18 protein-coding genes are annotated in these 18652 nt (G+C 57.7%); 9 read left to right on the top strand and 9 right to left on the bottom strand.

The features are described 5' to 3' along the window. The first annotated feature begins 160 nt into the window (after window positions 1–160). The gene (gene aroQ / locus CPH17_RS12115) at window positions 161–604 is read left to right on the top strand and encodes a type II 3-dehydroquinate dehydratase (RefSeq protein WP_074398248.1); all 444 of its coding nucleotides are present in this window, start codon (window positions 161–163) and stop codon (window positions 602–604) included. Window positions 605–615: 11 nt separating this feature from the next. On the opposite strand, the gene CPH17_RS12110 is transcribed toward aroQ, so the two are convergent. The 6 genes from CPH17_RS12110 to CPH17_RS12085 all read right to left on the bottom strand — a co-directional run bounded on the left by CPH17_RS12110 (window position 616) and on the right by CPH17_RS12085 (window position 7307). After that, window positions 616–1566, bottom strand: a complete 951-nt coding sequence (locus tag CPH17_RS12110; protein WP_074398250.1) for an AEC family transporter — start codon at window positions 1564–1566, stop codon at window positions 616–618. Window positions 1567–1665: 99 nt separating this feature from the next. Further along, window positions 1666–2544, bottom strand: coding sequence for a shikimate dehydrogenase family protein (locus CPH17_RS12105; protein WP_082934301.1), 879 nt, complete (start codon window positions 2542–2544; stop codon window positions 1666–1668). Continuing rightward, the gene (locus CPH17_RS12100; protein ID WP_074398251.1) at window positions 2541–4424 is read right to left on the bottom strand and encodes a bifunctional sugar phosphate isomerase/epimerase/4-hydroxyphenylpyruvate dioxygenase family protein; all 1884 of its coding nucleotides are present in this window, start codon (window positions 4422–4424) and stop codon (window positions 2541–2543) included. Before CPH17_RS12100 ends, CPH17_RS12105 begins: the two co-directional genes overlap by 4 nt. A gap of 28 nt (window positions 4425–4452) precedes the next feature. Beyond that, entirely contained in the window at window positions 4453–5718 is a 1266-nt protein-coding gene (locus CPH17_RS12095) for a TRAP transporter large permease (RefSeq protein WP_172822116.1), read from the bottom strand. Then, a complete protein-coding gene (locus tag CPH17_RS12090; protein ID WP_074398254.1) occupies window positions 5715–6212 on the bottom strand; it encodes a TRAP transporter small permease in 498 nt (165 codons plus the stop codon). The genes CPH17_RS12095 and CPH17_RS12090 overlap by 4 nt, the downstream gene beginning before the upstream one ends. 87 nt (window positions 6213–6299) lie before the next feature. Next, window positions 6300–7307 carry a DctP family TRAP transporter solute-binding subunit gene (locus CPH17_RS12085; RefSeq protein WP_074398597.1) on the bottom strand — a complete coding sequence of 336 codons (1008 nt, stop codon included), beginning with the start codon at window positions 7305–7307 and terminating at the stop codon, window positions 6300–6302. Between the two features lie 205 nt (window positions 7308–7512). Between CPH17_RS12085 and CPH17_RS12080 the strand changes: the two genes are divergently transcribed. From CPH17_RS12080 to pcaG, 8 genes are all read left to right on the top strand, one after another. Further along, window positions 7513–8196, top strand: a complete 684-nt coding sequence (locus tag CPH17_RS12080) for a TetR/AcrR family transcriptional regulator (RefSeq protein ID WP_074398256.1) — start codon at window positions 7513–7515, stop codon at window positions 8194–8196. Between the two features lie 118 nt (window positions 8197–8314). Further along, window positions 8315–9643: a class-II fumarase/aspartase family protein gene (locus CPH17_RS12075; protein ID WP_074398258.1), complete on the top strand. Its 1329-nt coding sequence runs from the start codon at window positions 8315–8317 to the stop codon at window positions 9641–9643. 185 nt (window positions 9644–9828) lie between these two features. Further along, a complete protein-coding gene (locus CPH17_RS12070; protein ID WP_074398260.1) occupies window positions 9829–10662 on the top strand; it encodes a CoA transferase subunit A in 834 nt (277 codons plus the stop codon). Next, on the top strand, window positions 10662–11435 hold the full coding sequence (locus CPH17_RS12065; RefSeq protein ID WP_074398261.1) for a CoA-transferase subunit beta: 774 nt from the start codon (window positions 10662–10664) through the stop codon (window positions 11433–11435). Before CPH17_RS12070 ends, CPH17_RS12065 begins: the two co-directional genes overlap by 1 nt. Window positions 11436–11445: 10 nt before the next feature. After that, window positions 11446–12648 (top strand): 3-oxoadipyl-CoA thiolase, encoded by a 1203-nt coding sequence (gene pcaF, locus CPH17_RS12060; RefSeq protein ID WP_096299670.1) that lies wholly within the window; start codon window positions 11446–11448, stop codon window positions 12646–12648. 138 nt (window positions 12649–12786) lie between these two features. Next, complete coding sequence (locus CPH17_RS12055) at window positions 12787–13968, top strand: alpha/beta fold hydrolase (RefSeq protein ID WP_074398265.1); 1182 nt, start codon at window positions 12787–12789, stop codon at window positions 13966–13968. A 31-nt stretch (window positions 13969–13999) separates the two neighbouring features. Continuing rightward, the gene (gene pcaH, locus CPH17_RS12050) at window positions 14000–14728 is read left to right on the top strand and encodes a protocatechuate 3,4-dioxygenase subunit beta (protein WP_074398266.1); all 729 of its coding nucleotides are present in this window, start codon (window positions 14000–14002) and stop codon (window positions 14726–14728) included. A gap of 15 nt (window positions 14729–14743) precedes the next feature. Further along, window positions 14744–15376: a protocatechuate 3,4-dioxygenase subunit alpha gene (gene pcaG / locus CPH17_RS12045; RefSeq protein WP_172898698.1), complete on the top strand. Its 633-nt coding sequence runs from the start codon at window positions 14744–14746 to the stop codon at window positions 15374–15376. 85 nt (window positions 15377–15461) lie between these two features. Here pcaG and CPH17_RS12040 read toward each other — a convergent pair whose 3' ends face one another. From CPH17_RS12040 to CPH17_RS12030, 3 genes are read right to left on the bottom strand one after another with little or no spacing between them, the layout of a single operon-like run. Next, complete coding sequence (locus tag CPH17_RS12040; protein WP_096299666.1) at window positions 15462–16472, bottom strand: TRAP transporter substrate-binding protein; 1011 nt, start codon at window positions 16470–16472, stop codon at window positions 15462–15464. A 51-nt stretch (window positions 16473–16523) separates the two neighbouring features. Beyond that, window positions 16524–17489: a PDR/VanB family oxidoreductase gene (locus CPH17_RS12035; RefSeq protein ID WP_096299664.1), complete on the bottom strand. Its 966-nt coding sequence runs from the start codon at window positions 17487–17489 to the stop codon at window positions 16524–16526. Next, the gene (locus CPH17_RS12030) at window positions 17486–18565 is read right to left on the bottom strand and encodes an aromatic ring-hydroxylating dioxygenase subunit alpha (RefSeq protein WP_096299662.1); all 1080 of its coding nucleotides are present in this window, start codon (window positions 18563–18565) and stop codon (window positions 17486–17488) included. The genes CPH17_RS12035 and CPH17_RS12030 overlap by 4 nt, the downstream gene beginning before the upstream one ends. Window positions 18566–18652: the final 87 nt, after the last annotated feature.

The raw sequence follows: 18652 nt of genomic DNA, 5'->3' as shown, positions 1-18652 counted from the left end.
TTTTTTTGGTGATTAAGAACGTACAATGTAACACGCTGTTCGAATAACGAACAAATAGGCTTTTTTGAAATTACATGAAAAATTCATTATTAATAATAAGTTACGATAAAAATACCACTAACCTACATTATGATATGTCGCTAAGAAAGGATATCAGTCAATGAGTCAGCCAAAGGTAACGGTGCTCCATGGTCCCAATCTAAATCTCCTGGGAACACGTCAGCCGGAAATTTACGGTTATGAAACGCTGGAAGATGTTAACAACGCTTTGCGGGAAAAAGCCGTGATTGCTGGGTGGGATATTAACTGCCTGCAAAGCAACCATGAGGGCGAGCTGATTGATGCCATTCACGCCGCGCGTACCGATGGCACCCAGGCGATCATCATCAATCCGGCGGCTTATACTCACACATCGGTGGCCGTTCTCGATGCGCTCAATGCGTTTGAAGGCAAAGTGATTGAGGTACATATCTCTAACGTGCACAAGCGCGAAAGCTTCCGCCACCACTCCTACGTCTCGCTGCGCGCCGACGGCGTGATTGCCGGGTTAGGCACACAGGGCTATCAAGCAGCATTAGAGGCTATTATAAAATCTGCGAACTGAGCCTTGGGTTACTACGTAGTTAGTAATCCTGCTAGCGTCATCCACCAGATAATCAAGCTCAGCGTGAAGAAAGAAGCGACCGTTGCCACCAGCATGGCGGCGGCACTGACGCCGCCCAGCCCATAGCGTTGGCCGAACAACGGATAAATACTGATCATCGGCGCAGCAGCGAAGAGGATGGCACCGGCTTTGTAAACTGGGTCGATGCCGGGCACCAAGCAAAAGGCACTGAAAATCGCCAGCGGGTGAATCAGCAGTTTGCCGATCACAATTTGTCCAACGTCTCTGGCCATGCCTTTGACCTTAAGGCCAAATAGTGCGCCGCCAATCACGAATAGCGCCGCTGGACCTGCGGATTCGGCCAGCATATCGATTGCTTTGTACAGCGGGCCGGGAATGGCTGTGCCAGTCACGGCGATCACAATGCCAGTCAATAAACCCACCAGCACGGGGTTTTTCGCCAGGCTGAGAGCCGTCTGCTTAACTGTCTTCCAAACGCTCGCCCCTTGTTGGGTGGCCATTTCGGCAAGTATCAGAGCGGTGGGGATAATAATTAGCGTTTCAATCACCATGTTAAGGGCCAACAGCACCGCTGCTGGGGAACCAATCACCATGGCCGCCACTGGGTAGCCTACAAAACCGCTATTGGCGGCGGCCATTCCCAGTGCCTGCATTGCGCTTGCGTTAAGCGATAATTGCTGGCGCTTAATGCCAAGCCACAGCCCTCCAGCGAACACCACCAGCGAGCCAAGCCCGTAAGCCACCAGATAATTCAGCTTAAAAATGTCTTCTAACGGTTGCTGGGTTAATGCGCGAATCACCAGCGCGGGTAGCGCGCAGTAAAGCACAAAAACCCCCACGCCCTGCATTTGGTCATGCTGGATAATGCCGCTCCATCTTGCCAGATACCCTGTGCCAATCAGTAGGAAAATCGGCGTGGTAATGGCAAGAATGGCGAGCATAGTGGTCTCTTTAGCGTACTAAGAATGGGGTGTTCGAATAACGAATGATCGCACGTGACTTTGCCAGAATTTCACGATAAGAGATTCATGGTCAAAGTTTTATGGCACGTTGCTAGCTTTTGGGGTAACGAGCTGTTCGAAATAGTGGGTACGTAGCGGTATGACATGCGGGTCAATCTGCTCAGCATCGATAGACTCAGCGGTAAAAAAGCGAAACGCATCCACACCTTGAAACACGAACAGATCAACCCCCGACAGCGTTTTAGCACCGGCTTGGTAAGCGGCATTTAACAGTTCGGTATGAGCCGGAATGTACACCGCATCAAACACCCAGTGCTGAGCACCCAAGCCGGCGGTGTCGATGGGGCAGCCGGGGTGATTGATATGGCCGATAGGCGAGCAGTTGACCACGCCCTGCCAATTGGGCAGCTCTTGCTGCGCCTGCTCTGGGGTAACGCAATCGGCGGTAATGCCCATGCTGTTAAGGTCACGACTAAGGCTTTGTGCTCGTTTGCTGTCGCGCTCAAGAATGTGGATACAGCTGACAGCGAGTTCGCCCAGGGCGCATGCCACCGCGCGGCCCACGCCTCCGGCACCAATCAATAGCACATCGCCTGCGGGTTGGTTGCCAAAGGAGTAGCGGTAGGCACTGATAAAGCCGGTGTAATCGGTATTTTCAGCACGCAGGCCGTGTTCATCGAACAGCAGCGTGTTGGCGGTGCCTACCCGGCGCACTCCTTCACCGCGGATATCGGCCAGCTGTGCGGCTTTCTCTTTAAAGGGGAAGGTAACATTGGTGCCACGGTAGCCCTCGGCACGCAGCGTTTGTATCGCGCTTCGAAAATCGAAATCCTCAACGCCCCGGCTATCCACTAAATCGTAGCGCACCGGCACACCCAACGAAGCGCCCAGCCGTTCGTGCAAATCGGGAGATTGCGATTTGGCAATGCCTTCGCCTACCAGCCCAAGTTTGATCATGCGTGGCTACCTCCCGTGTCTTGGTCAATGTTCTGAGCGTTTTCGTCAATGGCCGCTTCCAGGCGCTGCTGCGCGGTGACGCGCACAAAGGCATTAGGCGCGCCCAGCCCTTGGTAACCTTCACGCTGCACTAGCTCGAAGAAGAACGTTTGGCGGCCGGGTTGCGTATACAGCTGGTGGAAGTCGCCGCCGCTATCCTGATCAAAAAGGATGTGGTGCTCCTGCATCCATGCTTGAGTTTGCGCTGGGAGGTCGAAGCGTGCGGCCAGGTCGCGGTAGTAGTTGCCGGGAATCGGCAGCACCGGCGTGCCCGCCTGCTTTAGTGCTGCGCTGGTGTCGCGCATCGAGGCTGTTCGCAGGGCGACGTGGTGAATGCCCGAGCCGCCGTACTGGCGCACAAAACGGTTGCTGGCGGTATCCGGCGAGGCACTGGCGTTAAGCGCCAGCCGAAAGCGGCCGTTATAGTTTTGCAGTACCTGGCTTTGGATCAGCCCGCGTGGGTCGGTTACATCGAAGGAGGGCGTCGGCTCCAGCTGGAAAATAGCGCGGTACTGCAGCATCAGCGAGAGATAGTCGTGGTAGGAGAGGGCCACGCTGATATGGTCGATATCCACCAGTGCCCCTTGGGGGACGGGCTGCACATCGACAGGGAATTCACGATCCCATGTGCGGCTAAGTTGTGAGTCGTCAATGATGTAGGAGAGGCTGCCATCCACATTGCGCAGGGCGCTCATGCGGTGGCTGGCACCGACGTCTTCTGGCTCGACAATATCGTAGCCCAGCTTGTCTGCACGCTTAAACGCTTCATAAGCGTTGCCCACACGCAGGCCGATTGCGGTGACAGCGGTGGCGTCGCGACCCGGCACACGGCCGGTGAAGCTCGCCTCGGTGTTAAGCACCAGATTAACGTCGCCCGCGGCCCAGCGTTCGGCATTCAGCGTGTGGTGGCGCCCCACGCAAGCCATGCCCAGGGCGCTGAGCAACTCGCGTAGCGGGGCTAGATCGTCAGGCTCAACGGCGATTTCGAGAAAGGCGACCGACTCAATTGGCTGCGGCACAGGGATGCCGCTGTCGACCTGCATGCTGCGCAGCAAATGGTAGGAACGCAAACCGTCACGTGCGGTTTGGTCGCTGTGCCCCATGCGGAACACATCGTTGAAGATTTCGTGGGACAGCGGGCCGTCGTAACGTGTCTCGTCCAGCATGGCCATGAACTTATCCATCTGCAGCTCACCCTGGCCGGGGAAGCAGCGGTAGTGGCGGCTCCACGACAGGTGATCCATGGAAAGACGCGGCGCATCGGCGGTCTGAACCAGAAATATGCGATCCCCGGGAATGCGGCCAACGGTGCCCAGTTCCGTCTGGCGCGAGAAGATATGGAAGGTATCCAGCACAAGACCGACATTGGGGTGGGCGGCGCGGCGCACCACTTCCCAGCTGTCCCGGTAGTCGTGAATATGGCGGCCCCAGGCCAGCGCCTCATAGGCCACACGCAGGTTACGCCGGGCGGCACGCTCGCCTAACTCATAGAAATCATCGGCGGCGCGGCTTAAGCCTGGCAGCGAATCAGGATGAACGGTACTACACGCCATCAATAGATCCGTGCCGAGCTCTTCCATCAGGTCAAACTTGTGTTCGGCGCGGTCGAACGCTGTCTGGCGTGCGCGTCCCTGCAGGCCTTCAAAGTCGCGAAACGGCTGCAGGGTGACCAGCTTGAGACCACGGGCGCGAATCAACGCGCCAGCCTCGCGCGGCGTGCCGGGGAACGCCGTTAGGTCATTTTCAAACAGCTCAAGCCCTTCAAAGCCAGCCTGAGCGATGGCCTCTACCTTCTCTTCCAGTGAGCCGCTTAGGCAAACCGTGGCAATGGACGAGTACATGGCATCACGCTCCTATCATTGGTTGACATCAGTAACCCGCCAGGCGCGGTAGGAAGGTCACCAGCTCAGGCACGAAGGTAATCAGCAGCAGGATTAAAAACTGCACACCCAGCATCGGCAGAATGCGGCGGATAATGGGCCCCATCCCCACGCCGGAGACCGAGTCGGCGACAAACAGGCAGAGCCCCATCGGCGGTGTGATTAGCCCCATCATCAGGTTGAAGATCACCACGATGCCGAAGTGAAGAGGGTCGATGCCCAGTGCCATGGCGATGGGGTGCAGAATCGGCACCAGTACCAAAATAGCCGCGATGCCTTCCAAGAACAGCCCAACCACCAGCAACAGCAAAATGACAGCAATCAGGAAGGCCCACTGGGTGTCGATGCTCATCATTGCCCACTCAGTGAGCATGTTGGGCACGCGCTCGAAGGTTAGAACCCAGTTGGCTGCGGCGACCGCACCCATGATGACCATAATGACCGCGCTATCGCGCATGGCGCGGGCGAAAATGCCCGGCAGGTTAACCAGTTTGATATTGCGGTAGAGCACCACACCGAGAAGCAGCGCGTAGACCACGGCAAAGGCGGCTGCTTCGGTGGGCGTGACGATACCGATGAGAATCGCCCCGACCACAAATACCGGCATCAGCGCTGGCAAAAGGCCGTGGAGCAATGCGCGGCGACGTGATTGCTGCTTAAATTGCGTCGCCCCCAGATCGCCGGCAAAAAAGTAAACGTAAATGGAAAGCCCTAGCGCCAGCAGGAGCCCCGGCACGATACCGGCTAAAAACAGCCCCGGTACCGACACACCAGAGACCGTGAGCGCGTAGATAATCACCGGGATACTGGGTGGAATAATTGGGCCAATCACCGATGAGGCAGCGGTGAGGGCGGCAGAAAAATCGCGCGGATAGCCTTCTTTTTCCATCGCCGGGACGAACACCCGCCCTAGCGCGGAGGTGTCGGCAATCGCTGAACCTGAAAGCCCGGCAAAAATCACCGACGCCCAGATATTCACGTGTGCCAGCCCGGCTTTCAGGCGGCCGACGATCGCCGTGGCCAGGTTAATAATACGGTGCGTAATACCCGCTTCGTTCATCAGCTCGCCGGCCAAAATGAACAGCGGTATCGCCAGTAGCGGGAAGGATTCCATCCCACCGAAAAACTGCTGCGAGACGATTCGAATGTGGTAGGGCAAATCGCCGGTACTCATCAGCACGGTAAGCGTGCCGATAATAGCGAACGCAAACGGCACGCCCAGTAATATGAGGGCTAAAAGCAGTACAAAAATCATGATGATGCCTCCTGACCGTCGTGGTCGGTCAGGCGACGACCAGCCATGACCAGCGCAGAAAGGCTAAGCAGCCCGCCGCCAATCAGCATTGACGCCTGAAATAGCCACATCGGCATGCCCGTGCTTGAGGAGGTGCGCCCACCACGGGAGGCGATAAATTCAACCGCCGACACCATCAGGCCTATGCCGATCACCAGCACCGCCAGATCGACAGCAACAGCCTGCCAGCGTACCCAGCTCGGCGGTAGCAGGCGGCGAATAAGGTCAAACCCGATGTGTTTGTCCTGTAGGTACGCCCAAGACATGCCAAACATCAGACCGTAAATCATCAGGTAGATGGCGGTGTCTTCGCCCCAGGTAATGGAGCCGCCATAGGTATAGCGTGCAAAGGCATTGCCCGCGACCAACAGGAAAATCAGCACCATGGCAAGTCCTGCCAAGCTGCCATTGAACAAGATCAGGCCACGATGTATTCGGGCGAGAAGATGAGACATAAAAGCACCTTCTATCGTTTGTCAGGCAAGCATAGATGCGAGTGGGCGTATAAGGCCCACTCGCAAAGCACTTGAATCAGGCGAGGGTTAGAAACGCTCGGAGGCCTCTTCCACAGAGGAAGATAGACGCTCAATCCACTCGGCATCATCACCAAGCTCATCGCGCAGGTAGCCCTGCACCGGAGGCTGGGCGGCTTCGCGGAAGGCTTCCATTTGCTCGGCGTTGGGCTGGGTCACTTCCATGCCCTCTTCTTCCAGCTTGGCGATGCCCTCGGCCGAGTTGAACTGCTGGACTGCACGGCCGGTGGTGCCCGCAACGACAGCGGCGCGCTTCACCGCGGCTTGTTCTTCTTCGGAGAGCGACTGGAAGAGTTCATCACTGATCAGAATATGATCGACGCCATAAACGTGGCGGTCTAGCGTGAGGTAATCTTGAAACTCATAAAAATTGTTGCCGTAAATGACCGAAATGGGGTTTTCTTGGCCATCCACTACGCCAGTAGAGAGCGCCGTTGGTACCTCACCCCAGGAGATGCCCTGCGGCTCAGCCCCAAGGCCCTTTATCATTTCTTCGTAAAGAGGAATGGTTTGCACGCGAAACTTCAGGCCTTCCATATCCTCCGGTGAATTGATCGGGCGAACGGAGTTGGTGAAGTGGCGAAAGCCGGTTTCGCCGTAGGCTAGCGTGCGCAAGCCAGTTTCTTCTAAGCAATGCTCGGCCAGGGAAGTGCCGAACTCGCCGTCCATCACTTCCCACGCCACCGGCGCTGACGGGAAGGTGTAAGGAATATCGGTGACGGCGACCGCAGGGCAGAAATTGGCATAGGCACCGGAAACCATTGCGATACTGATAGTGCCATCCTGCGCGCCTTCGATAAGCTCGGTTTCATCGCCTAATGAGCCAGCCGGGTATAGCTCTATCTCTAGATCCGTTTCGGCTTCTACCAAGTTTTTGAATACCTGGGCGGCCGCACCTTTTTTCGAGGTGGTCCAGTCATCGGGATCAACGTGGGCAAAGCGTAGCGTCTGGGCAGAGGCATTCGCCGCGGCAATCAGCGTGGCGGCAGCCACGGCAGCCGTTAGTGTGTGTTTCATAGATGTTTGTTTTAGTGCAAATAGCGGATGCAGAGACATTGTTATTGTCCTCTTGTCGGGCCGTTGTATGGGGTGAAAAAGCCTTAAAACAGTGGCGTGCTTGGCCTTTCCATGTTGTCCCAATTAACAATGTACGAAATGGTACGTTCAGTCAAGCTGTGACATACTAGACAAAAGATGACCATGACAACAAAAGGCACGCTCTATGACAGCCACTTCGACCAAGGCCAGCCCCCCTTCCGCGCAGCAACGGCGTAAAAATAACCCCGAATCCGTGCGCGCCGATATCCTGGCGGTGGCCACCCGCGAATTCTCAGAAAAGGGCCTCTCAGGGGCGCGGATCGATGAAATCGCCGAGAAAACCCGCGCTTCCAAGCGCATGATTTATTACTATTTTAATGATAAGGAAACGCTCTACCTTCATACGCTTGAAGCTGCCTACCAGAAAGTGCGTCTGCAGGAGGCGGAGCTAGATCTTGACCACTTAGCCCCGCTTGAGGCGCTAAGTCGACTAGTTCGGTTTACCTTTTGCCACCACGCCAAAAACCCCGATTTCATTCGTCTGGTAATGATCGAAAATATTCATCATGGCCGCTTTTTGGCGCAGTCAGAGTTGATTCAATCGCTCAATGCAGGGGTAATTGATGTGCTCACTAGCGTGTACCTCCGTGGCGTCGAGGAAGGGTGTTTTCGCGAAGGGCTAGACCCGCGGGAGCTGCATTGGCTGATTAGTGCGCTGTCATTTTTTAATGTCTCAAACCAGCATACCTTTTCGCGTATTTTTGATTGGCAGCAGGCCGCGCCGGAAAATCAACAAAAGTTAGAAGAACACGTGACTGATATGGTGCTGCGCTACGTGCGCGCTGACGAGACACTGCCTCACTCGTGAGCACGAGCCACCGTAGGTTAACGTTTGCAAGTGAGCGCCTGCCTATTTAGCGTATAGTTCGAATGACGAACATATGTGCAACTTTTTCCTGTGTACCGTTAAAAGGAGGCTGCTGCCCATGCCTGCTGGATTTTTAAAGCATCCGTTTATGAGTCTGCACGCGCTAGAAGCCTGTGATGACAACGCTATGGTGCGTGCCATGTTGGCATTTGAGCTTTCGCTGGCCGAGATACAGGAAGCCAGCGGTGCTGTGCCCCAGGGCGTTAGCCAGCAGATGCGCACCCAGTTGGAACACACTGCCTTCGATAGCGAAGAGATCGCGGCGGGCATCGCAAGCGGCGGCAACGTGGCGATTCCCTTTGTGAAACACGGACGGGCGCTGCTTGCCGATGAAATTAAGCGCTATTGGCATCAAGGCGCAACCAGCCAGGACGTGGTCGACTCCGCATTAATGCTGCTGCTTAAGCCACGCCTAGCGGCGCTGGATGATTTGCTACAGCGCTGCCGCTCGGCAGCGACGGCGTTGATGAGCGCTCATGCCGACACGCCCATGGTGGGGCGCACCTTAATGCAGCAGGCGCTGCCAATCACCTTTGGCGTCAAGGTAGCCCACTGGGCAATCGGCTTGGAGCAAGCCCGTCGCCGTTTAAGCACTGTTGAACTCCCCGTGCAGTTTGGTGGCGCAGTGGGTGTGCATTCTGGCTGGGACGTGCAGGGACTTGAATGGATGGACGCCCTGGCCGAGCGGTTGGGCTTAGATGCCCCCGTGTTGCCCTGGCATACCGACCGCTACCCCGTGCATTCGCTGAGTACGGCGTTAGATGCGGTGGCCGGAGCCGCTGAAAAAATCGCCCTTGATGTGGCTCTCTTGACGCAAACCGAAGTCGGCGAGGTGGCAGAGCCCTCGGCACCGGGCATGGGCGACTCGTCCTCCATGCCGCATAAGCGCAACCCGGTGCGCAGCGCGCTGATTCGTGGCGCGGCTAGGCAGGTGCATGGCCATACCAGTGTGCTGCTGAACGCTGCTGCCCAGCCGCTTGAGCGCGGGCTGGGGGAGTGGCATGCGGAATGGGCGCCTTTGGTCGACAGCGCCTTGCTGGTGGAAGGCGCACTTGAGCAGATGGCGGTGCTGCTCGAAGGCCTGGAAGTCTACCCCGAAAACATGCAGCGCAACTTAGCCGCCACTGGGGGTGGCATTATGGCCGAACCCGTCGCACGCCTGCTCTCCCCTCGGCTTGGGCCAGACGCGGCAAAAGCGACCAGCGCTGAGGCGGCTGAAACCGCCCGTCTGTCCGGCCGCCCCTACTTAGACGTCCTCGCCGAGCGCCCTGATGTAAAAAGCGCCGTTGACACCGATGCGCTCATCAAGGCCTGCAACCCTGCTTTATACCTTGGTAGCAGCACGCGTCAGGTCGAGCGTGCAAAAAAGTGGCTGAATAACGAATAACTATTTGAAAATAAAATATTTAAATGCCCGCCTAACAACCCGGTGTGGTGAGGTGTTGCCCTCGTCAACGCCAGCGGATTTGACCCGATTAGCGTTCGGCAGTAACTTGTTCGTATAGAGAATCTATGTTCGTTTAACGAACAAGAACCAACAAGTTTGTCACGTCCAGCTAAGAGGCATTCATCATGGCCGAGTTTTTAAGCTTGCATGACGCGGTAGCCCGCTACGTTGAAGACGGCGCTACCGTGGCCATGGAAGGCTTTACCCACCTGATTCCTTTCGCGGCGGGCCACGAAGTGATACGTCAGAAAAAGCGCGATCTGACGCTGATTCGCATGACCCCCGATATCATCTACGATCAGCTGATTGGTGCGGGCTGCGCGAAAAAAGTGATTTTCTCCTGGGGCGGTAACCCGGGGGTTGGTTCCCTCCACCGCCTACGCGATGCGGTGGAGAAAGGCTGGCCGCGCAAAATCGAGATTCTGGAGCATAGCCACGCGGCCATGGCCTGCGCTTTTGAAGCGGGCGCCGCAGGTCTTCCTTTGGCGGTTTTTCGCGGCTATATCGGCAGCGAGCTGCCCAGTGTCAATGACCAGATCAAATTCATCGAATGCCCCTTCACCGGTGAGCGCCTGGCCGCGGTGCCGTCGGTGCGTCCGGATGTCTCGATTGTTCACGCCCAGCGGGCAGACCGCCAGGGCAACGTGCTGGTAGAAGGCATTGTCGGGGTTCAAAAAGAAGCCATATTGGCGGCCAAGCACAGCATCGTCACGGTGGAAGAGATCGTCGACGACCTGAACACCCACCCCAATGCCTGCGTCATTCCAGGCTGGGCAGTCAGTGCCATTGCCGTCGCCGAGAAAGGCGCGCTGCCTTCTTATACCCACGGCTATTACGGCCGCAGCAACCGCTTCTACAAAGAGTGGGATGCCATTGCCCGCGACCGTGACACCTTTACCCAGTGGCTCGATGAGAACGTCTTTAATGTTGTTCACAATCATGCGGGGGAGAAAGCCTAATGAGCCCGGAATACACCTCTTCTGAAATGATGTCGGTAACCGCGGCACGCGCACTGGAAAACGGCATGACTTGTTTTGTGGGCATTGGCCTGCCGTCAGAAGCCGCCAACCTGGCGCGTCTTACCCATGCTCCTGATGTGGTGCTGATTTATGAGTCCGGCACGCTGCAAACCAAGCCCGAGGTGCTGCCACTCTCGATTGGAGACGGCGAGCTGTGTGAATCGGCGCTGACCACCGTGGCGGTGCCGGAAATGTTCCGCTACTGGTTGCAGGGCGGCAAGGTGGACGTGGGCTTCTTGGGCACCGCGCAAATCGACCGCTTTGCTAACCTGAATACCACGCTGATCGGCGATTACAAAGCCCCCAAGGTGCGCCTGCCGGGCGGCGGTGGGGCGCCGGAAATTGCTACCAACGCGGGCGAAGTGTTTATCACCCTCAAGCACTCCAAGCGCGCCTTTGTGCAGGATGTCGATTTCGTCACCACGCTAGGCTTTGGCCGCGACGGTAAAGGGCGCGATAACGTGCCTAATATCGGCAAAGGTCCTACCCGAGTGATCACCGATCTGTGCGTCATGAAGCCTGACCCGGAGACCAAAGAACTGGTGGTGGTGTCGCTGCACCCCGGCGTTAGCCGTGATGACGTGATCGAGGCGACGGGCTGGGATATTCGCTTTGCCGAGCAGCTGGAGAGCACGTCCGAGCCCAGCACAGAAGAGCTTGAAATTCTGCGCGAGCTGAAAGCCCGCACCGAGCGCGCCCACGCGGGCGAATAAGGAGTTTTTGATGAGCAACGTCTACCTTTGCCATCCACGCCGCACCGCCATAGGCCGCTTTGGCGGTACGCTGGCCAGCGTGCGCCCGGATGATTTCGCCGCGACGATTTTTAAAGCCGTACTGGCAGAAGCGCCGGATCTCGACCCTGCTGCCATTGACGAAGTCTTTATGGGCTGCGCCAACCAGGCCGGTGAAGATAACCGCAACGTAGCACGGATGTCGTCGCTGCTGGCAGGCACTCCTACCTCAGTGCCCGGCACGACCATGAACCGTCTGTGCGGCTCGGGTATGGACGCCGTGGGCACCGCGTTCCGCGCCATCAAGGCAGGCGAAATGGCCCTGGCACTCGCCGGCGGCGTGGAGTCCATGTCCCGCGCGCCGTATGTCATGGGTAAGGCCGACAGCGCCTTCGCCCGCGGCCAAAAGATTGAAGATACCACCATCGGCTGGCGCTTTATCAACCCGCTGATGAAGAAAGCGTATGGCGTGGATTCGATGCCCGAGACGGCGGAAAACGTCGCCGAGCAGTTCACTATCTCCCGGGAAGACCAGGACGCCTTTGCACTGCGCTCCCAGCAGAAAGCCGCCGCCGCGCAACAGGCCGGACGCTTTGCCCAAGAGATTACGGCGATTGAGATCTCCCGCCGTAAGCAGGCGCCGCTGATCTTTGATCAGGACGAGCACCTGCGGGAAACCACGCTGGAAAAACTGGCTAGCCTGCCCACGCCTTTCCGAGAGGGCGGCAGCGTCACGGCGGGCAACGCCTCGGGCGTCAATGACGGCGCGGCGGCAATGCTGGTGGCAAGCGAAGCGGCGGTTAAACAGTACGGCCTCACGCCCATGGCGAAAATCATCGGCATGGCAACGGCGGGCGTTGAGCCGCGCATCATGGGCTATGGCCCGGTGCCTGCGGTCAACCGGCTGCTGGAGCGCACAGGCGTAAGCCTTGATGAGATTGATATTATCGAACTCAACGAAGCCTTTGCCGCCCAGGCATTGGCCTGCATGCGCGACTTGGGCCTTAAAGACGACGACCCGCGCGTCAATCCCAACGGTGGTGCCATTGCGCTGGGCCACCCGCTGGGCATGTCCGGCGCGCGACTGCTGCTGACCGCCGCCCATGAGCTGCAAGCCAGTGGCAAACGTTACGCGCTGTGCACCATGTGTGTGGGCGTGGGCCAGGGCATCGCTACGCTGATAGAAAGGGCTTAAGAGGTAAGAAGTAAGAAGGAATAGGAACAGTAGGGTCTTTTCCCTCTTCCAGGTGCTAAGCACCGATCATCCGTCTTACCGCTATTTTCCAATTAGGCGCCGCGCCATGATGCGACGCCTTAGGAAGGGAGAGTTCGTATGGCATTTCACACAATCAACGGCCGCAGCGTGGCGTACCGCCTGCTCGGCTCAGAGGCCAATCCATTGGTGGTGTTGGCCCATCCACTGGGCATGAGCCAAGCGGTGTGGGATGACATGCTTCCTGCACTGCTGTCCCGCTACCGGGTGCTGACTTGGGATTTGCCCGGCCACGGTGCCAGCCACGCGGTGAGTGGTGAACGGATCACGCCCGCTGACCTGGCCGCTGAGCCCTTGGCGCTGGCTGAACTGGCGGGCGCTCCGCGCTTTCACTTTGTGGGCACCTCGATTGGTGGTGTGGTGGGCCAGCAACTGATTGCCGAGCATAGCGAGCGGCTGCTCTCCGCTACGCTGACCAACACCGGCGCGGTGATTGGTAATCCGGATTTATGGAATACCCGTGCAGGCCGGGTTCGCCAGGAAGGTCTGGCGGCGATGTCTGAAGAGATCGTGCCGCGCTGGTTTGCACCCAAGGCGTTTGCAGCAAGTCCGGCGCTAAAAGCGGGCTGGTGCGTGCAGATGGGCCGTGGCGACGATGAATCCTATGCCCAGCTATGTGAAATGCTCGGTCGCGATACGTTCACTGGAAAGCTTTCAGGTAAGAGCGTCCCTCATAAGGTCAGGGTACAGCTGTTTGGCGGCAGCGAGGATATGGCCACGCCACCCGCGACACTGGAAGCCCTGGCGGCGGAACTGGACGGCGCGGCGCTGGAGATTTTTGACGGCGTAGGCCACGTGCCTTCGGTGGAAGCCCCGGCGCTATTGTCCGAAAAACTACTTGCCGTATGGGCGGCTGATTTGGGTGACGTGGCTAACCACGGCGTGGCCTATGCGACCGGCCTGGAAACCCGCAAGCAAGTACTGGGTGAGGAGCACGTGGCGCGCTCCACCGCCAACGCCAACAGCCTGGATGCGCCCTTCCAGCAGATGATTACCCGTCTTGCCTGGGGTGAGCTGTGGAGTAATAACGATTTAACCCGCCGCGAACGCAGCATGATCACCACCGGCATTCTCGCCGCCCTAGGGCGCGAGGAGCTAACGCTGCACTTGAAAACCGCCAAGCGTATCGGCCTGACGGAAGCAGAGCTGCGTCAGGTGCTGATGCATGTGGCGATTTACGGTGGCGTTCCGGCGGCCAACCACGCCTTTGCGCTTGCCAAAGAGCTGGGCTGGGGCGAGTAGCGGTTCAAAAAATGGATGAGAGGTAAGGGTGATGACCTACGATAACAAACGCTTTGTAGCACGCGACCGCAACTGGCATCCGCCTGCCTACGCGCCCGGCTATAAAACCTCGGTAGCGCGCTCGCCCCAGCAGGCGCTGGTGAGTATGCAGCAGCCTACCGCATCCGAGCTGACCGGTCCGGATTTTAGCCACTTGCGCATGGGGCCGCATGACAACGACCTGCTGCTGAACTTTCGCCAAGCGGATAGCCAGGGGCTGCCCCAGGGCGAGCGGATTATCATGTTTGGCCGGGTGGTGGACCAGTTCGGCAAGCCGGTACCGCACACCCTCGTGGAAATGTGGCAGGCCAACGCGGGTGGCCGTTACCGGCATAAGAACGATAAGTACCTGGCACCGCTGGATCCCAACTTCGGCGGTGTGGGCCGCTGTTTGACCGATGAGCAGGGGATGTACCGTTTTCGCACCATCAAACCCGGCCCCTACCCGTGGCCCAATGATATGAACAGCTGGCGACCGGCGCATATTCACGTCTCGGTGACCGGGCCTGCAATCTCCACGCGGCTGATCACCCAGATGTATTTCGAAGGCGACCCGCTGATTCCGCTTTGCCCCATCGTGCATACGCTCAACGACCCCGAGGCGGTGGACACCATGATCGGGCGGCTGGATATGGCGCACAGCAAGCCGATGGACTGCCTCGCCTATCGCTTTGATATCGTGGTACGCGGCGAGCTGCAAACCTACTTTGAAAATCAATAAGGGCGGGGAGAGATCATGAAACAACCCAACAGCCAGCCGACCAGCGAGTTGATGCTGCGTGAGACCGCCTCGCAAACCGCGGGACCCTATGTGCATATCGGCTTGGCCCTGGCCGCGGCAGGCAACCCGGTGCGCGATGAAGAGATTTGGAACGAGATGGCCAAGCCCGAGGCAGAGGGCGAACATATCGAGGTGGTGGGCACCGTCATAGATGGCAACGGTGATCTGGTGCGTGATGCGTTTATCGAGGCCTGGCAAGCCGATGCTGACGGCCACTACCATGCGGATTACGACCTGAAAAAGCCGTTCAACAGTTTTGGCCGCACTGCCACGACGTTTGATCACGGCAGCGAGTGGACGTTGGCCACCATCAAGCCCGGTGCGGTGAAGCATGCAAGCGGCCAATTAATGGCACCGCATATCAACCTTACCCTGTTCGCCCGGGGGGTTAACATCCACCTGCAAACGCGGCTTTACTTTGATGACGAGGCCGACGCCAATGCGCAGTGCCCGGTGCTTTCGCGCATCGAGTCACCGGCGCGCCGCCAGACCCTCATCGCCAAGCGCGAAGAGGCGGATGGCAAGGTGCGCTATCGTTTGGATATTCACCTGCAGGGCGAAGGCGAGACGGTGTTTTTCGATTTTTAGCGCGATATCGCGTTAAGGATGAGAAACCAAAACGCTGCTTATAGAAGCAGCGTTTTTTTGGCTCAGGTAACAACAAACGCCGCTTTTATACCTCGCAGTCTTGCTTTAGCTGCATCGCACGCTGATAAATATCATTGGCATTTCCCCCTACCTCATCGAGGTAACGATCAATGGTTTCTTGAAGCACCGGGCCCCACTCATCGTCATTTAAGCTATCGTCGATCGCGACGAACTCATGCCCGGCGTCTTCTGCTTCCTGGCGCCCTTGGCGGCTCAGCTCATCGTAAATTGCGGATGCCTTGATTGACCATTCAAGGCCGCTGTGATCATCAATGACCTCTTTTAGGTGATCCGGCAGGCCGTTATAGGTTTCGGGGTTCATGGTCGCGATCAGGGACAAATCATACAGGGGCACTTCGGTGTGGTACTCGGCAAGCTCGTTTAGGCGAAACGTTTTCATGCCTTCCCAGTTAAAGCTCAAGCCATCCACCACGCCACGTTGCATCGAGGTGAAAACATCCGGTGCTGGCATGCCGACCGCCTGCGCATCCAGGCGCTCAAACATATCGCCAACCACCGACGTGGGGCGGCGCAAGCGCAGACCGGCCAGATCATCGGGGCTTTCAATCAGCGCTTCTTTGGTATGTAAATAGCCAGGCCCTGTGGTGAACATAAACAAGGGGTGGCTATCGTCGTACTCATCACCGAGCTGATCGTCATCGTAAAGCGATTGCAGAATACAGGAGCCCTGGCGGCTGCTTTCCGAAACGCCCGGCAGCTCGACGATTTGCGTCAGGGGGAAGCGTCCCGAGGTATACCCTTGAGCGGTCGCTCCCACATCGGCAATACCGGTAACGGCGCTATGGTAGGTTTGGTCCGATTTAGCCAATGTTTGGCTGGGAAACACCTCGACGGTCAGCTCGCCGTTCGATGCTTCTTCGACACTATCGGCCCAGGCCTGAAAAATCTCCTTATCAATCATCGACCCGCCAGGCCATACATGGGCGATGCGTATCGTTGTGTTGGCTTCCACGGCGAAAGAAGTCAATAGGGTGGCCGCCAGGGCGCATTTTAGTGTTGTTGTAGATGATCTCATTGGGTCTCTCTTCTCGTCTGTTGTTCTTATAGGTTGAAGTTTTATGCGGGGTTAGAGGTCAAGCACGAGGGTCTTGCTTTTGGCCCTTGAGCAGCATGGGGTAAATTGATCATTGGCCGCGTGCTCATGATCCTCCAGGTATAAATCCCGGTGGTCGGGCTCGCCTTCAAGCACACGGGTCAGGCAGGTGCCGCAGACCCCTTGCTCGCAGGACACCATGATGTCGATGCCATTTTCAGCCAGCACCTGATGGACGGTCTTATCGGCGGGCACGGTGAAGGAGGCACCACTGCTGGCGATACGCACCTCGAAGCTACCGTCGTCTTCCGAGGCTGTCTCAGCGCCTGCAAAGTACTCGGTGTGCAGGTGGTCATCTGGCCAGCCGCACCGTTTACCCGTTGATAGGACGGCGTCGATAAAGCCGGCAGGGCCGCAGACGTAAACCTGGGCATCAGCCTCTGGCTCACTGAGCAGTTCCTCCAGGCCGAGGGGCGGGGACGCTTCGTCGTCCAGGTAAAAGTGCGCTCTATCGGCAAAGCTTGATGCCTTGATACGCTCGCGAAAGGCCATGCGCTCGGCGGAGCGCGCACAGTAGTGCAGCTCGAAGTCTGCCTCGGTGCGCGCCAACCGCTCTGCCATGCACAGCAACGGGGTGATGCCAATCCCGCCCGCCAGCAGATACGTTCGTTTAGCCGGCTTGAGCGGGAAGTGGTTTTTAGGGGCGCTGATCAGCAGGAGATCACCCTCTTTAACCTCATTGTGCATGGTGACGGAGCCTCCTCGGGAGGCTTCGTCCCGCAATACGCCGATCAGGTAGCGATCCCGTTCCTCAGAGTGATTGCACAGTGAGTACTGTCGTATCACGCCCTCTTTCACTTGCACGTCGATATGGGCGCCCGCGCTGAAGGGCGGAAGCGGCCGACCATGAGGGTCGGCAAGCTCAAAGGTGGCGATGCCAATTGCCTCCTCACGGCGCGCTTTGACTTCTACGATAAGCGACAAGGAGGGGTGGCTCATGCTGTCGTCTCCTGCGCTTGCGTTGCCTGCTCCTCCGCTCGTTCTTCCGTCAGAATGCGGTCAATGATGCGGCGCGCCTGTACACCACCGCCGTCGATATTGAGTTTCAACAGTTGGCGGTCAGGGTATTTGAGCAGGTTGCGCTGCTGTGCCTCGAGCATCTCAAGATCTTCTTCGAAGATCTTGCCCTGGCCCTCGCGGATCCTGTCGGTGAGCGCCTGGTCTTCCGGCTTGAAGTTGCGGGCCATGCCCCAGAAGTACCAGATGGAGGTATCCGTCTCCGGGGTGATAAAGTCGACCACGATACTTGAGGCTTTTACATTGGCCGGTGCATTTGCCCCACCATTTCCGGCGTGGGCCACGCCGACTTCGATGAGTACATGGCTTGGAGGCGTAAAGCGGCAAATTTGCCAGCGGTCGACGGGCACGTCATCAGCGAGCCCGTTGCCCCTCAGAGCGGCCTGCCAGAAAGGCGGTGCGGGGATATTCTCCATCTCGCGGCTGGTGACCACTTCATCGCCGTTCACCGTTGTTTCCGGTGCGGCTTCCTCTATCTCGGGTTGACCAATGCTGGAGGCGTGTACATAGGTCTCATGGGTAAGATCCATGAGGTTGTCGATCATCAGACGATATTCACACTGAATATGGTAGAGGCCGCCGCCATACGCCCAGTCGGGGTTATTGGCCCAGTGCAGCTCGGGAATCAGGTCAGCGTCCGCTTTCTCGGGGTCGCCGGGCCAGATCCAGATAAAGCCGTGGCGCTCTTCAACGGGATAGGCGCGATTGCTTGGAAAGCCGCGAACCCGCTGGCCGGGCATGCTGTCGCATTTGCCGCTGCAGTTCATTTCAAGGCCGTGGTAGCCGCAAACCAGCTTGCCATCACGGACGAAGCCCAAAGAGAGCGGCGCGCCACGGTGGGGGCAGAAATCCTCGACGGCGGCCACACGGTTTTCGTCACCACGGAAGAAAACTAGTTGTTTATTGCAAATAGTTCGCCCAAGTGGCTTCTCTGCCAGTTCTTCTGGGGTGCAGGCGACGTACCAAGTGTTTAAGGGAAAGGGGGCTTGTTGAGTCACGGTAAACTCCTTATTGGTTTAGCGTTGTAATTATCTTTATTGGATCCAAAGTAAAGGCGAGGAAGGTTTGGGTAGTCAATCTATACT

Source organism: Halomonas sp. hl-4 (genome assembly GCF_900215475.1).
In the GTDB taxonomy this organism is placed as follows: domain Bacteria; phylum Pseudomonadota; class Gammaproteobacteria; order Pseudomonadales; family Halomonadaceae; genus Vreelandella.
Note: the sequence above shows the minus strand (reverse complement) of the source record. Positions and strands in the feature narration are given on the sequence as shown.

Bases quoted from the DNA above. Each gene is read 5' to 3' on its own strand.
- aroQ (WP_074398248.1), top strand. From the start codon at position 161: ATGAGTCAGCCAAAGGTAACGGTGCTCCATGGTCCCAATCTAAATCTC.
- CPH17_RS12110 (WP_074398250.1), bottom strand. From the start codon at position 1,566: ATGCTCGCCATTCTTGCCATTACCACGCCGATTTTCCTACTGATTGGC.
- CPH17_RS12105 (WP_082934301.1), bottom strand. From the start codon at position 2,544: ATGATCAAACTTGGGCTGGTAGGCGAAGGCATTGCCAAATCGCAATCT.
- CPH17_RS12100 (WP_074398251.1), bottom strand. From the start codon at position 4,424: ATGTACTCGTCCATTGCCACGGTTTGCCTAAGCGGCTCACTGGAAGAG.
- CPH17_RS12095 (WP_172822116.1), bottom strand. From the start codon at position 5,718: ATGATTTTTGTACTGCTTTTAGCCCTCATATTACTGGGCGTGCCGTTT.
- CPH17_RS12090 (WP_074398254.1), bottom strand. From the start codon at position 6,212: ATGTCTCATCTTCTCGCCCGAATACATCGTGGCCTGATCTTGTTCAAT.
- CPH17_RS12085 (WP_074398597.1), bottom strand. From the start codon at position 7,307: ATGAAACACACACTAACGGCTGCCGTGGCTGCCGCCACGCTGATTGCC.
- CPH17_RS12080 (WP_074398256.1), top strand. From the start codon at position 7,513: ATGACAGCCACTTCGACCAAGGCCAGCCCCCCTTCCGCGCAGCAACGG.
- CPH17_RS12075 (WP_074398258.1), top strand. From the start codon at position 8,315: ATGCCTGCTGGATTTTTAAAGCATCCGTTTATGAGTCTGCACGCGCTA.
- CPH17_RS12070 (WP_074398260.1), top strand. From the start codon at position 9,829: ATGGCCGAGTTTTTAAGCTTGCATGACGCGGTAGCCCGCTACGTTGAA.
- CPH17_RS12065 (WP_074398261.1), top strand. From the start codon at position 10,662: ATGAGCCCGGAATACACCTCTTCTGAAATGATGTCGGTAACCGCGGCA.
- pcaF (WP_096299670.1), top strand. From the start codon at position 11,446: ATGAGCAACGTCTACCTTTGCCATCCACGCCGCACCGCCATAGGCCGC.
- CPH17_RS12055 (WP_074398265.1), top strand. From the start codon at position 12,787: ATGGCATTTCACACAATCAACGGCCGCAGCGTGGCGTACCGCCTGCTC.
- pcaH (WP_074398266.1), top strand. From the start codon at position 14,000: ATGACCTACGATAACAAACGCTTTGTAGCACGCGACCGCAACTGGCAT.
- pcaG (WP_172898698.1), top strand. From the start codon at position 14,744: ATGAAACAACCCAACAGCCAGCCGACCAGCGAGTTGATGCTGCGTGAG.
- CPH17_RS12040 (WP_096299666.1), bottom strand. From the start codon at position 16,472: ATGAGATCATCTACAACAACACTAAAATGCGCCCTGGCGGCCACCCTA.
- CPH17_RS12035 (WP_096299664.1), bottom strand. From the start codon at position 17,489: ATGAGCCACCCCTCCTTGTCGCTTATCGTAGAAGTCAAAGCGCGCCGT.